At 61.7% G+C, this 14,252-nt stretch carries 12 protein-coding genes; 10 read left to right on the top strand and 2 right to left on the bottom strand.

Going from position 1 to position 14,252, the window contains the following annotated elements:
* Nucleotides 1-135 precede the first annotated feature (135 nt).
* Nucleotides 136-699 (top strand): helix-turn-helix domain-containing protein, encoded by a 564-nt coding sequence (locus LPB73_RS07125; protein WP_068736144.1) that lies wholly within the window; start codon nucleotides 136-138, stop codon nucleotides 697-699.
* Between the two features lie 109 nt (nucleotides 700-808).
* Here LPB73_RS07125 and LPB73_RS07120 read toward each other — a convergent pair whose 3' ends face one another.
* Nucleotides 809-2,434 carry an ABC transporter substrate-binding protein gene (locus tag LPB73_RS07120; protein WP_120292628.1) on the bottom strand — a complete coding sequence of 542 codons (1,626 nt, stop codon included), beginning with the start codon at nucleotides 2,432-2,434 and terminating at the stop codon, nucleotides 809-811.
* A gap of 159 nt (nucleotides 2,435-2,593) precedes the next feature.
* Between LPB73_RS07120 and LPB73_RS07115 the strand changes: the two genes are divergently transcribed.
* Nucleotides 2,594-2,833, top strand: coding sequence for a hypothetical protein (locus tag LPB73_RS07115; RefSeq protein WP_231080103.1), 240 nt, complete (start codon nucleotides 2,594-2,596; stop codon nucleotides 2,831-2,833).
* Here LPB73_RS07115 and LPB73_RS07110 read toward each other — a convergent pair.
* Nucleotides 2,830-4,449 (bottom strand): ABC transporter substrate-binding protein, encoded by a 1,620-nt coding sequence (locus tag LPB73_RS07110; protein WP_231081099.1) that lies wholly within the window; start codon nucleotides 4,447-4,449, stop codon nucleotides 2,830-2,832. The two genes, LPB73_RS07115 and LPB73_RS07110, sit on opposite strands and share 4 nt — an antisense overlap.
* A 330-nt stretch (nucleotides 4,450-4,779) precedes the next feature.
* Between LPB73_RS07110 and LPB73_RS07105 the strand changes: the two genes are divergently transcribed.
* The 8 genes from LPB73_RS07105 (at nucleotide 4,780) to LPB73_RS07070 (ending at nucleotide 14,252) form a co-directional block, all read left to right on the top strand.
* The gene (locus LPB73_RS07105; RefSeq protein WP_184518207.1) at nucleotides 4,780-5,913 is read left to right on the top strand and encodes a M20/M25/M40 family metallo-hydrolase; all 1,134 of its coding nucleotides are present in this window, start codon (nucleotides 4,780-4,782) and stop codon (nucleotides 5,911-5,913) included.
* A gap of 246 nt (nucleotides 5,914-6,159) precedes the next feature.
* Nucleotides 6,160-7,101 (top strand): ABC transporter permease, encoded by a 942-nt coding sequence (locus tag LPB73_RS07100; protein WP_089264942.1) that lies wholly within the window; start codon nucleotides 6,160-6,162, stop codon nucleotides 7,099-7,101.
* Nucleotides 7,102-7,114: 13 nt separating this feature from the next.
* Nucleotides 7,115-7,999: an ABC transporter permease gene (locus tag LPB73_RS07095; RefSeq protein ID WP_089264943.1), complete on the top strand. Its 885-nt coding sequence runs from the start codon at nucleotides 7,115-7,117 to the stop codon at nucleotides 7,997-7,999.
* On the top strand, nucleotides 7,996-9,681 hold the full coding sequence (locus LPB73_RS07090; RefSeq protein WP_414716872.1) for an ABC transporter ATP-binding protein: 1,686 nt from the start codon (nucleotides 7,996-7,998) through the stop codon (nucleotides 9,679-9,681). Before LPB73_RS07095 ends, LPB73_RS07090 begins: the two co-directional genes overlap by 4 nt.
* A 30-nt stretch (nucleotides 9,682-9,711) precedes the next feature.
* Nucleotides 9,712-11,235: a M81 family metallopeptidase gene (locus tag LPB73_RS07085; RefSeq protein ID WP_089264944.1), complete on the top strand. Its 1,524-nt coding sequence runs from the start codon at nucleotides 9,712-9,714 to the stop codon at nucleotides 11,233-11,235.
* An 11-nt stretch (nucleotides 11,236-11,246) separates the two neighbouring features.
* Nucleotides 11,247-12,407: a M20 aminoacylase family protein gene (locus tag LPB73_RS07080; protein ID WP_089264945.1), complete on the top strand. Its 1,161-nt coding sequence runs from the start codon at nucleotides 11,247-11,249 to the stop codon at nucleotides 12,405-12,407.
* Between the two features lie 274 nt (nucleotides 12,408-12,681).
* On the top strand, nucleotides 12,682-13,572 hold the full coding sequence (locus LPB73_RS07075) for a crotonase/enoyl-CoA hydratase family protein (protein WP_231080102.1): 891 nt from the start codon (nucleotides 12,682-12,684) through the stop codon (nucleotides 13,570-13,572).
* Between the two features lie 8 nt (nucleotides 13,573-13,580).
* Nucleotides 13,581-14,252 carry an alpha/beta fold hydrolase gene (locus LPB73_RS07070; protein WP_231080101.1) on the top strand — a complete coding sequence of 224 codons (672 nt, stop codon included), beginning with the start codon at nucleotides 13,581-13,583 and terminating at the stop codon, nucleotides 14,250-14,252.

Genomic DNA, 14,252 nt, shown 5'->3' with positions numbered 1-14,252 from the left:
ATATCTGCAGCAATGTTTTCCTGTAGAAACACTCCGGCATCGCTCTGGAGCTCTTTCAAAGAGATCAGCGAGACGGCCCTTCCACCATCGCCGCGCGCACTCTAAAAGAATAAGCACCTCATCAGGAGATCGACGTTGCTCGACGTCAGCAAGAATGCGGTTGGCTTCAACCTGCGCCAGCTACGCACCACCAAGGGACTGACGCTGGATCAGCTCGCCACCCAGAGCGAACTGACGCGCGGCTATATCTCCCTCGTCGAGCGCGGCCTGAAAACGCCGTCGGTCAATGCGCTGCTGCGCCTCGCCGCAGCGCTCGATGTCAACGTCACCTATCTGTTCGACCCCAACCCAACGCCGGCCCCGCGCTACACGCTGTTCCGGCAGGACGAACAGCAAACCCCCATGCAGGACGACGGCGTCGATCTGCTGGCGCTGGCTGCGGGACGCACACGCAAGATGATGGAGCCGTTCCTGATCCGGCCGCCGCTGAAATTCGCGCCGCGCGCATCGCATGCGGGCGAGGAATTCCTGTTCGTCATATCAGGCAAGATGGCTATCAAGATCGAGGACGAAGAGATCGTCCTGAAGAAAGGCGACTGCCTGTACTTTTCCGGAGAGACCCCGCACTGGGTGCGCAGCATCGGCAAGCCCAAGGCCGACGTGCTGCTCGTGGTGTCGGCGGCATCGCCCGAGCGGTAGTACCGGCTCATCCCCGTCATTACGAGGTCGTTCGCAAAAACAAAGACGCCGGCCTGATCAGTCAGGCCGGCGCTCTCTTATTCAAACCTGCCCGCCGCAGCGGCGCCGGTTACTCCTTCTTGTCGATGTTCCAGAACACCGGGGTGGCGGCGCCCGGTAGCACGCCGGTCAGCGACTTCCGCCATATGCTGGGGATCCGGTATTCGCCAAGCGGCAGATACGCGACCTGCTCGAGCGCACGGGCCTGGACTTCCGCAGCGGCAGCCTTCTGTTCCGCAGGCGTCGCTGCGCGCGCATACTTGTCGCGCAGTTCTTCGATCTTGGCGTCCTCGAACCATCCGAACCAGCCGCCATTCTTGCCGCGGCCCGACGTCGAGACGTTGGAAACCGGGTTAAGAATATCAGCAGCGACCCAATTGGTGAAGAACATGTTCCAACCGCCCTCCTTGACGGGCTTCTGGCTGGCGCGGCGCGTCACCACGGTCTGCCAGTCGGTGGCTTGCACTTCGACCTTGAAGCCGGCATCGCGCAGAAGCTGCGCTGCAACGATCGGCTGCGCCTTCAGCGACGACACATCGGTGGGCGCCATGATGACCACGGGCGTGCCATCGTAACCGGAATCGGCCAGCGCCTTCTTGGCTTCCGCCATGCCGCTGCCCTTGACCATGGTTTCCGAACCGACGTCGGTATCATTCGGCGTGCCGCAGCCGAACATGGCACCGCAGATCTTCATGTAGTCGGGATTACCGACCAGCGCATCGAGCACCGGCTTCTGGTTCATCGCGAGGAATGCCGCGCGGCGAACCTTGACGTTGTCGAAGGGAGGCAACAGGAAGTTCATACGCCCCAACGTCTGGTAACCGAGCTCGTTCAGAACCTCGATCTTGAGGTCCTTGTCCTTGACGAGAATCGGCAGCAGATCGTAGGGACCGTTCTCCATGAAATCGATGTCGCCGGACTGCAGCGCGTTCACCGCCGTCTGCGCATCGGGCATCGTGACCCATTCGACGCGGTCGACCTTGACGACCTTGCCACCGGCCGCCCAGCTCGCAGGCTCGGAGCGCGGCACGTAGTCCTTGTTCTTCTCATAGACCGCCTTCACGCCCGGCTGGAATTCAGCCTGCACGAACTTGAACGGACCCGAACCGATCTGCTCTGGAATAGCCTTGCCGGCGGGCGTCTCGGCGAGACGCTTCGGCATCATGAACGGCACCAGCGAGGACGGCTTGGCAATCGAGTCGAGCACGAGGCCATAGGGCTCTTTCAGCGTCAGCACGATGGTCTTGGCGTCTGGCGCCTCGATGCTCTTGGTGAAGTCCATGAGCTTCTGGCCCATGCCGTCGTTACGACCCCAGCGTTGCAGCGATGCGGCGCAATCTTCCGCGGTCACCGGCTTGCCGTCGTGCCACTTCAGGCCATCGCGTAGCGTGAAGGTGTAGACCATCTTGTCATCGGAGACCTTGTACTCCGCCATCTGCGGCTGGACTTTGAAGTTTGCGTCCATCGCCAGCAACGTGTCGTAAACCATGTAACCGTGATCGCGCACGATATAGGCCGTGGTGATGCCCGGATCGAGCACACGCAAATCGGAATGCATCACCGCAGTGATGGTCTTGCCGGCAGCATGCGCGGGCGACGACAAAACCGGCAGCGCCAGCGCAACGGCTACCGCCAGACCTGGTAGCGTCAATTTCGTGAAGGCCGCAGAACGCTGCCAACGTGACATGTAGGACATTCGATCTCTCCTGACTTGAAACTGACCATCGGTCGATGATTGCTTGTGCAACGCGATAGAAATTTAGGCGCCACCACGCGTTGGCTTTATCTTTTAGACATCAAAGACTTGCATCAAGCGTGATGCGCGTCAATCGCGTTTTCCACGCGCTACATCCACATGCTGCAGAATGCATTCCAATGCACATCGTCAATTGCAAAGGCAATTACCTGCTGCTGCCAAGTCACGCACGCAGTCAACGGCATGCTCGACCCCGCTGCACGCGACATGGCAGTCATGGGTGCGACCATCGAACGCATCGCTCGAGGAGAGGTCATTCGCAAAAACAAGAACGCCGGCCTGATCACTCAGGCCGGCGTTCTGTTACTTCACACGAACCGCGACAGCGGCGCCGGTTAGTCCTTCTTGTCGATGTTCCAGAACATCGGAATGGCAGCGCCCTGGGTGACGCCGGTCAGCGAGGTGCGCCAGATGCTCGGCACCTTGTATTCGCCGAGCGGGATGTAGATGACCTTGTCATAGATCTCCTTCTGGATCTCGGCGGCGAGCTTCTTCTGCTCTTCCGGCGTGGTCGCGCGTGCGTATTTGTCGCGCAGCACTTCCAGCTCGGCATCTTCGCTCCAGCCGAACCAGCCGCCATTGCTCTTGCCGCGGCCGGAGGTCGCGACATTGCTGATGGGATTGAGAATGTCGGCGCCGACCCAGTTGGAGAAGAACATGTTCCAGCCGCCCTCCTTGACGGGCTTCTGGCTCGGACGACGGCTGAGCACCGTCTGCCAATCGGTGGCCTGCACTTCGACCTTGAAGCCGGCATTGCGGAGCAGTTGCGCCGCAACGATCGGCTGCGCCTTCAACGTGGTCACGTCGGTCGGCGCCATGATCACCACCGGCGTGCCGTCATAACCGGCCTCGGCGAGCAGCTTCTTGGCTTCCTCGACGCCATTGCCCTTCACCAGGCTTTCCGAACCGACATCCGTCGCATTCGGCGTGTCGCAACCGAACACCGCGCCGCAGACCTTATAATATTTGGGATCGCCGACCAGCGCATCCAGCACCGGCTTCTGGCTCATTGCCAAAAACGCGGCACGGCGAATCTTCGGATTGTCGAAGGGCGGGTTAAGGAAGTTCATGCGACCGAAGGTCTGGAAGCCCAGAGGGTTGAGCACTTCGATCTTAAGCTCCGGATCCTTCGCCAGGACCGGCAGCAGGTCGTAGGGACCATTTTCCATGAAGTCGATGTCACCCGACTGCAGCGCATTCACCGCGGTCTGTGCATCGGGCATGGTGATCCATTCGACGCGATCGACCTTCACCACCTTGCCGCCGGCCTGCCAGTCGGTCGGCTCGGAGCGCGGCTTGTAGTCCTTGAATTTCTCGTAGACCGCCTTCACGCCGGGCTGGAATTCAGCCTGCACGAACTTGAACGGACCGGAGCCGACCTGTTCGGGGATCGCCTTGCCTGCGGGGGTCTCGGCGAGACGCTTCGGCATCATGAACGGCACCAGCGACGACGGCTTGGCGATCGAATCCAGCACGAGGCCGTAGGGCTCCTTCAGCGTCAGCACGATGGTCTTGGCGTCGGGCGCCTCGATGCTCTTGGTGAAGTCCATGAGCTTCTGGCCCATGCCGTCATTGCGGCCCCAGCGCTGCAGCGACGCGGCGCAGTCTTCGGCGGTGACCGGCTTGCCGTCATGCCACAGCAGGCCGTCGCGCAGGGTAAATGTATAGACAAGCTTGTCGTCGGAGACCTTCCAGTCGGCCATCTGCGGCTTGATCTCGTATTTCGAGTTCATGCCGAGCAGCGTGTCGTAAACCATGTAGCCGTGGTCGCGGACGATATAACCGGTGGTGATACCGGGATCGATCACACGCAGATCGGAATGCATCACTGCAGTGATGGTCTTACCTGCAGCATGCGCGGGCGACGACAGCACCGGCAGCGCGAGCGCAACGGCGACCGCCAGACCGGGCAGCGCAAATTTCGTGAAGGCCGCAGAATGCTGCCAACGTGACATGTAGGACACTCAATCTCTCCTGACTGGAATCTGACCATCGATCGATGATCGATTATGCAACGCGATAGAATTTTAGGCGCCTTCGCGTATTGCCTTTATCATTTAGGCTTCAAGGACTTGGCATCAAGCGTGATGCGCGTCAATCGCGTTTTCCACGCGATACATCCACACGGTGTAGAATGCATTGCAATGCACATTGTCGATTTGCAAAGGCGATTGCGCTGCTGCTAAGTCATGCGCGAACTCTCGCCGACAAACTCTCGCAATGTGCGCAGGCACGGAGCGCCTTGATCATCCGTGACGAAATTCTCATCCAAGAGGAATGACTTGATGAACCCCGCCGAACTCCCGTTTGATCTCGAGAACATGTTGCAGGGCCTGCGCATCTGGGTCGAATGCGAGAGCCCCACATGGGACGCGAATGCGGTCAACAGCATGCTCGACCTCGCTGCACGCGACATGGCAATCATGGGTGCGACCATCGAGCGCATCGCGGGACGTCAGGGATTCGGCGGCTGCATCCGCGCCCGTTTTCCACATCCGAAATTCGGCGAACCCGGTATCCTGATCGCGGGCCACATGGATACGGTTCATCCGGTTGGCACCATTGAAAAGCTGAAGTGGCGCCGCGATGGCGAGCGCTGCTACGGCCCGGCGATCTGCGACATGAAGGGCGGTAATTATCTATCGCTGGAAGCCATCCGCCAGCTCGCACGTATCTCCTATACGACGCCGCTACCCATCACCGTACTGTTCACGCCCGACGAGGAAGTCGGCACGCCATCGACCCGCGACATCATCGAAGCTGAAGCCGCGCGGAACAAATACGTGCTGGTGCCCGAGCCCGGTAGTGCGGGCAACGGTGTCACCACTGGCCGCTATGCGATCGCCCGCTTCAATCTCGAAACCATCGGCCGGCCCAGCCATTCGGGCGCGACGCTGTCGAACGGCCGCTCTGCGATTCGCGAAATGGCGAAGAAGATCGTGCAGATCGACGAGATGACCGGACCGGACTGCACGTTCAGCGTCGGCATCGTGCATGGCGGACAATGGGTCAACTGCGTTGCCTCGTCATGCACCGGCGAAGCGCTGAGCATGGCCAAGCGTCAGGAAGATCTCGATGCCGGCGTCCAGCGCATGCTCGCTCTCTCAAGTACCGAGAATGACGTGACCTTCAACGTCACCCGCGGCGTCACCCGCCCGGTGTGGGAACCGAACGCGGCGACCATGGCGCTGTTCGAGAAAGCCAAGGCCATCAATGGTCGCCTCGGCCTGCCCGAACTGACCCATGGCAGCAAGGGTGGCGGTTCGGATGGTAATTTTACCGGCGCAATGGGCATCCCGACCCTCGACGGCCTCGGCGTTCATGGCGCCGATATGCACACGCTCAACGAATATATCGTCGCGCAGAGCCTTGTTGATCGTGGCCGCCTGATGGCGGGATTGCTGGCAACCCTCGATTGATGCAACGTCGCCCGGTTTGCACATGCATCGCATGGCGCAAATCGGGCGGTGGCACAGGACTTGCTACCTTTACGTTTAAGTTTAGCGAACTTCGGGTTGAGGCAAGTTGCGACAGTGAATCATTGTTTCTCGAAAAATCTGTGTTTCTCGCGGACCATGACGACCAAGAGCAGCGAGCCCGTGACGTTTCCGGTTGACCGACGCGGTCCAGTTACGTTCGATCAACACCACCACTAGGAAAGCGCCATGCTCGGATACCTCATTCGCCGGATTCTTGCGGCCATACCCGTTATGGGTGTGGTGGCCCTGTTTGTCTTCCTGCTGCTTCGGCTGACGCCCGGCGATCCTGCCGCGATCATCGCCGGCGATAACGCGACGGCCGAGCAGCTCGACCGCATCAGGACGCAGCTCGGTCTCAACGAACCGCTCTACACGCAGTTTTTCAGCTGGGTCTGGCGGCTGCTGCACGGTGACTTCGGCACCTCGCTGATCTCCAACGTGCCTGTGCTGCAGATGGTCAACCAGCGCATCGAGCCCTCTTTGAGCATTGCATTGAGCGTGATGCTGGTTTCGATCCTTGTTGCGATCCCGCTCGGCGTCATCGCCGCATGGAAACACGGCACATGGATCGACCGTTTCGTGATGGCGCTGTCAGTGATCGGCTTCTCCGTGCCGGTGTTCGTGATCGGTTACGTGCTGGTCCAGGTGTTCGCGATCGAACTGCGCTGGTTTCCGGTGCAGGGTTTCCGCAGCATCTCGCGTGGATTCGGGCCGTTCTTTGAGCGCATCACGCTGCCGACCGTCGCGCTGTCCTTTGTCTATGTCGCGCTAATCGCGCGCATGACCCGCGCGGCGATGCTCGGAGTGCTCGGCGAAGACTATGTCCGCACCGCGCGCGCCAAGGGCATCAACGAGAGCGGGGTGCTGTTCCGCCACGCGCTGCGTAACGCCGCCGTGCCGGTCATCACGGTGATCGGTACCGGCTTCGCACTGCTGATCTCCGGCGTCGTCGTCACCGAAAGCGTGTTCAACCTGCCCGGCATCGGTCGCTTGACGGTCGATGCCGTGCTGGCGCGGGATTTTCCCGTGATCCAGGCCATGATCCTTTTGACCTCGGGCGTTTATGTCGGGGTCAATTTGCTTATCGACCTTGCCTACGCACTGCTCGATCCCAGAATTCGTTACTAGGAATCTGTATCTGATGGCGATCGAATCCCTTCCCAACCCGGCCCTCCCCTCCCGCAGCGGTCCGTCGCTCGGCTTTCTCACCGCGACGCCGATTATCGCCTTGGCAACGATTTGCCTGACGCTGGTGATCCTGTCGGCGATCTTCGCACCGTGGCTGACGTCGCACGATCCGCAATTGCTGGCACCCGCCTTGCGGCTGAAGCCGGCCAGTTCGGAATATCTGCTCGGCACCGACGCTTACGGCCGCGACGTGCTGGCGCGCATCCTCTATGGCGGTCGCATCTCGCTCCTGATCGGCCTCGGCGCCGCCGTCACCAGTATTGTCATCGGCCTGTTCATCGGCCTGTTCTCGGGCTTTTTCAAATTGGCTGACGCTGTGATGATGCGTGTCATGGACGGCCTGATGGCGATGCCCGGCGTGCTCCTGGCCATCGCCGTCGTGTCGCTGTCAGGCGCCACCCTGACGACGGTGCTGATTGCGATCACTATTCCGGAAATCCCCCGCGTCGCGCGACTGGTGCGTTCCGTGGTGCTGTCGGCGCGTGAGGAGCCCTATGTGGAGGCGGCGATCTCGCTCGGCTCCAGCATGCCGAAGATCATGTTGAAGCATCTGATGCCCAACACGGTGGCGCCGCTGATCGTCCAGGGCACCTTCATCGCCGCATCCGCCATTCTCACCGAGGCGATCCTGTCGTTCCTCGGCGCCGGCATCAGCCCGGAAACCCCGACCTGGGGGAATATCATGGCCGAGGGTCGCGCCTTCTTCCAGGTCAAGCCATCGCTGATCTTCTGGCCGGGACTACTGCTCTCGATTGCCATCCTCTCCGTCAATCTGATCGGTGACGCTGCCCGCGATGCGCTCGATCCCCGCATGAAACAGCGTGAGGCCGGCAAGTGAGTGAACTAGTGAACCCCACCGTGAATACCCGCCCCGTCGCACTGGAAATCGAAAACCTCGTTGTCGGCGTCGGCAAGAGCGGCACCGGCAAGAAGATCATCGACGGCATTTCTCTCCAGGTGCGCCAGGGCGAAACGCTCTGCGTGGTCGGCGAAAGTGGTTCCGGCAAGTCGGTGACCTCCCTCTCCACCATGGGCCTGCTGCCGCGAGATTCACTCAAAGCCATCGGCGGCAGCATTAAGTTGGTCGGTGAGGACGTGCTGCAAGCCAGCGACCGGCGGCTGCGCGAACTCCGCGCCACCACCATGGCGATGATCTTCCAGGAGCCGATGACGGCGCTCAATCCAGTCGTCCCCGTTGGCAAGCAGATCGACGAAGTACTACGCACCCACACCAGTCTCGGCGCCAGCGCCCGCCGTGCGCGCATTCTCGACATGATGGAGCAAGTGCGGCTTCCCGATGTGAAGCGCATCTTCGCGTCCTATCCGCACCGCCTGTCGGGCGGCCAGCGCCAGCGCATCATGATCGCCATGGCGCTCGTGCTGGAGCCGAAACTGCTGATCGCCGATGAGCCAACGACAGCGCTCGACGTCACCACCCAGGCGCAGATTCTCAAGCTGATGCGCGACCTTCAGAAGGATCACGGCACCGCCGTGCTGTTCATCACTCACGACATGGGCGTGGTGGCCGACATCGCCGATCGCGTCGCCGTGATGCGTCATGGACGGTTGGTGGAAACCGGAGCATTGAAGGATATTCTGAGCGCGCCCACGCAGGACTATACTCGTAACCTGCTGTCGTCGGTGCCGAGCCTCATTCCCCGCGCGGCTCGCGAGGAAGTGGGCTTCAATCCAGTCGTGCTCGAAGCGAATGAGCTCGGCAAGGTCTATCGCGAGCGTTCCATGTTCGGGAAACCACGCGAGGTCCACGCAGCCCAGGACGTCACGCTGACACTGCGCAAGGGCCGCACGCTCGGCATCGTCGGCGAAAGCGGCTCCGGCAAATCGACCGTGGCGCGCTGTATCGTCCGACTGATCGATCCAACCTCGGGCGGCATCCGTCTCGCCGGACGCGAAATCTCCGACCTGTCACGTCATGCGTTGCAGCCGCACCGCAAGAAGATACAGATCGTCTTCCAGGACCCCTATCGTTCGCTCAATCCGCGCATCACCATCGGCGAGTCCATTTGCGAAGGTCCGATCAATTTCGGCACCAAACATTCGGTGGCCATGGCCAGGGCGCGCGAACTGCTCGAACTGGTCGGTCTTCCACCTGACGCAGTGTCGCGCTATCCGCACCAGTTCTCCGGCGGCCAGCGCCAGCGCATCGCCATTGCGCGCGCGCTTGCCCTCGATCCGGAAGTGCTGGTGGCCGACGAAGCCGTCTCGGCGCTCGACGTCTCGGTGCAGGCGCAGGTGCTGCGGCTGCTCGACGACATCCAGACCCGCCTCGGCATCGCCATCCTGTTCATCACCCACGATCTGCGCGTCGCCGCCCAGATTTGCGATGACGTTGCCGTGATGCAGCATGGCCGGGTGGTGGAACAGGGCCCGGCAGCGGAAGTCCTCGCAAATCCGCAACAGCCCTATACGCGCCAGCTGCTTGACGCGGCGCCCGGACGAGGATGGGATTTCGCCAACTTCCGCGCGGTCGATGGCAGCACCACCGTGCCGGCGGCCTGAGCCCATACCGAAACTGACCCTGGATTCTGAATGACCCGTATCGCTGTCGGCGGCTTTCTGCACGAGACGAACACGTTTGCGCCGACCAAGGCGACCTATGAGGCCTTTGTACATGGCGGCGGCTGGCCGTCGATGACCCATGGCGCCGACGTCCTCAAGGTGATGCGTGGCATCAATGTCGGCCTCGCCGGCTTTGTCGAGGAAGCAGAAATCCGCGGCTGGGAGCTGATCCCGACCATCGCCTGCGGCGCGAGCCCTTCGGCGCATGTCACCAGGGACGCGTTCGAGCGCATCGTCGGCGAGATGATTGACGGCATCAGGGCAGCGCTGCCCCTCGATGCGGTCTATCTCGATCTGCACGGCGCCATGGTCACCGAACATCTCGACGACGGCGAAGGCGAAATCGCGCGGCGCGTGCGTGAGGTGATCGGGCCGGACATTCCGTTCGTGGTCAGCCTCGACCTGCATGGCAACATCTCGCCGGAGACGGTCGAATACACCGACGCGCTGATCGCCTATCGCACCTATCCCCATGTGGACATGGCCGACACCGGCCGCGCCTGTGCACGCCACATGGACTTGCTGCTCGCCGGCAACCGCTTCGCCAAGGCATTCCGGCAATTGCCGTTCCTGATTCCGATCAGCTGGCAATGCACCAATGACGAGCCGACCAAGAGCATCTATCTGAAGCTGGCCGCGCTGGAACATGACCAGGTGCCTACGCTGTCGTTCTGCCCGGGCTTTCCTGCCGCCGATTTCCCGCATTGCTGCCCGAGCGTGTTCGCCTATGGCGTGACGCAGGCTGATGCCGACGCCGCAGCGGACACCATCGTCAAGCTGGTGATGGGCCACGAGGATGATTTCGACGGCAAAATCTACAGGCCGGACGAAGGCGTGCTGCATGCCATGGAGCTGGCGAAGACCCTCACCAAGCCGGTCGTTATCGCCGACACCCAGGACAATCCCGGCGCCGGCGGCGACAGCGACACCACCGGCATGCTGCGCGCGCTGGTGAAGAACAAGGCGATCAAGGCCGCCCATGGCGTGATCTACGATCCCGCTGCAGCGAAGGCTGCCCATCAGGCCGGCGAAGGCGCTACGGTCAAACTCTCCATCGGCGGCAAGTCGGGCATCCCCGGCGATGCGCCTTACGAGAACACGTTCGTGGTCGAGAAACTGTCGGACGGCAAGTTCGTCGCCAATGGCCCCTATTATGGCGGTCGCGACATGGATATGGGCCTCTCGGCCTGTCTGCGTATCGACGACGTTCGCGTCGTCATCTCCTCGCACAAGGCCCAGCTCGCCGACCAGTCGATGTATCGCTATGTCGGCATAGAGCCGACCGAGCAGAACATTCTGGTCAACAAGAGCTCGGTGCATTTCCGCGCGGACTTCGAGCCGATCGCCGGCAAGCTGCTGATCTGCGCCGCGCCCGGCGCGATGCCCGCGGATACGTCGGTGCTGCCCTGGAAGCATCTGCGTCCGGGCATTCGGCTGAAGCCGAACGGCGAACCATTTACGCCCCAGACCTCATCACCTGCCCTCGTGCCGTGAACGGATAACTTATGCCCACACTCGAACGTATCGACGCTTTCGCCGACGAACTCACCGCCATCCGCCGCGACCTGCACGCGCATCCGGAAATCGGCTTCGAGGAAGTCCGCACCTCCGGCATCGTTGCCGACAAGCTGACTTCATGGGGCGTCGAAGTGCATCGCGGCTTAGGGGGGACCGGCGTCGTCGGCGTGTTGAAGGGCAAAGGCTCGGGCACCAAGCGCATCGGCCTGCGCGCCGACATGGACGCGCTGCCGATGGAAGAGAACACCAATCTCGCCTGGCGCTCGACCATTCCGGGCCGCTTCCACGGCTGCGGCCATGACGGCCACACCACCATGCTGCTCGGCACCGCACGCTATCTCGCCGAGACCCGCAATTTCGACGGCACCGTGCATTTCATCTTCCAGCCCGCCGAAGAAGGCCTCGGCGGTGCGCGCGCGATGATCAAGGACGGTCTGTTCAAGCAGTTTCCTTGCGACGAGATCTACGGCCTGCACAATGCACCGGACATGAATCACGGCGAAGTCGGCATCTTCCCGGGTCCTGCAATGGCCGCCGCTGATTTCTTCGACATCACCATCCGGGGCTATGGCGCCCACGGCGCGATGCCGGAGCGCTCGAAGGACCCTGTCGTGATCGCGATGTCGCTCGGTCAGGCAATGCAGTCGATCGTCAGCCGCAATGTCAATCCGTTCGAATCCGCGGTGCTGTCGATCACCCAGATCCATTCCGGCTCGGCCTATAACGTCATCCCGGATGATGCGAAGCTCTGCGGCACCGTGCGCTGTTTCTCCGAGAAGGTCCGGATGCAGATCCGCGAGCGGATGCATGCGCTCGCTGCTGGCATGGCGACGGCATTCGACTGCGAGATCAAGGTCGATATCCGCGACGGCTTCAGCGTGCTGGTCAATCAGGAAGAGCATTCGAAGGCCGTCGAAGACGTTGCACGCACGATCGTCGGCGACGCCAATGTGATCACCCGCGCGAAGCCGAAAATGGGCTCCGAAGATTTCGCCGACATGCTGCATGCCGTGCCCGGCGCCTATTTCTGGGTCGGCCAGGAAGGCTCGGTGCCGGTGCACAATCCCGGCTATTATCTCGACGATAAGATCCTGCCCATCGGCGCCAGCATGTTCGCCCGCATCGTCGAAACCCGGCTGCCGGCGTAGGAAGCGGCAGCCAACGCTGCAGGCATAATTCCGCAGGATGGGTTGAGAGCAGCGAAACCCGTCACGCTTGTGTGCGAAGGATGGGTTTCGCAAGAGCCCTACCCATCCTACAATCCTGCACCTAGCACGTCATTCCGGGGCGCGCGCATCTTCGCGCGCGAACCCGGAATCCAGTAGTAATGAAAACACGTCGGGATTCCGGGTTCGCGCCAAGTGGCGCGCCCCGGAATGACGATTTCAACGACAACAAAAAATAAACAGGGAAGAAACCATCATGGCCTATGAGACCATCCTCTACAGCGTCGACGAGCAGATCCTCACCATCACGCTCAACCGCCCTGAAAAGCTCAATGCCTATAACGCCAGCATGCAGGCCGAGCTGATCGACGCCTTCGACAAGGCCGATGCGGACGACAACGTGCGCGCGATCATCGTGACCGGTGCCGGACGTGGCTTCTGCGCGGGTGCTGATCTCTCCTCGGGTGCTGACACCTTCGATCGCGACGCGCGGCGCGGCCCGGTGAAGCGCCTCGCCAGTGGTGATGTCGATTACAGCGATCCGATGGTGCGCGATGGTGGCGGTCAGGTGACCCTGCGGATCTTCAAATGCCTCAAGCCGGTCATCGCCGCGGTGAACGGGCCGGCCGTTGGCATCGGCGCCACCATGCAGCTCGCGATGGACATCCGCATCGCCTCGGAAGCTGCACGCTTCGGCTTCGTGTTCTCCCAGCGCGGCATCGTGCCGGAAGCCGCGTCGAGCTGGTTCCTGCCGCGCCTCGTCGGCATCTCGCAGGCGCTGGAATGGTGCTACTCCGGTCGCGTCTTCCCGGCGCAGGAGGCCCTGGCCGGCCGACTCGTCAGCAAGGTTGTGCCGCCCGACGATCTGCTGCCAACCGCTCGCGCGCTGGCCAAGACCTTCATCGACAAGACGGCGCCGGTCTCCGTCGCGCTGATCCGCCAGATGATGTGGCGCATGATGGGCGCCGACGATCCCATGGAAGCGCACAAGATCGACAGCCGCGGCATCTATGCGCGCGGTCGCTCCGAGGACGTCAAGGAAGGCGTCGTGGCCTTTCTCGAGAAGCGCCCGGCCGAATTCAAGAACAAGGTCAGCACGGACATGCCGAGCTATTTCCCGTGGTGGGACGAGCGCGACTACAAATAGGACGACGAATGAATCCGACGCCCTCTGGTCGTCCACGCGAGGGCGTCATTTTTCTGCACGGCATCAGCCGGTCGTTCCGATCTTTCATCAAGATGCAGCAGGCGGTCGAAGCCGCAGGACTCGCCACGCGGAACATTGGCTATCCCAGCCGGCGCAAGACGCTGTCTGCACTGGCCGATGACATCCATCCCGCCATCGCGCCGTTTGCCGAAGCCAACGAAGGCTGCACGCATTTCGTCTGCCATTCGATGGGGGGCCTGCTGGCGCGTGTTTATCTGGCGCGCCACCGTCCATCACGTCTGGGCCGCGTGGTGATGCTGGGCACGCCGAATGGCGGCAGCGAAATCGCCGATCTGTTCAAGAACTGGCTGCCCTATCGCCAGTATTTCGGCCCGGCGGGGCAACAACTCGTTACGATGCGGGATGACGTAACTGAGGCGATGCTTCCCCCAGTTGACTATCCGGTCGGCATCATCGCCGGCGATCGTACGCTCGATCCGATCGCTTCGCGCTTGATGTTGCGTGGCCCGAATGATGGCCGTGTCACCGTCGCGCGTACGAAACTTGAAGGCATGACCGACCACCTCATCATCCATGCGTCACATGCGATGATGATCCGGAATCGGGAAGCAATCATGCAGACCATCGCCTTCCTGAAGGACGGCCAGTTTCGGCGCTGA

It is taken from the genome of Tardiphaga sp. 37S4 (assembly GCF_021044645.1).
Lineage (GTDB): Bacteria > Pseudomonadota > Alphaproteobacteria > Rhizobiales > Xanthobacteraceae > Tardiphaga > Tardiphaga robiniae.
Note: the sequence above shows the minus strand (reverse complement) of the source record. Positions and strands in the feature narration are given on the sequence as shown.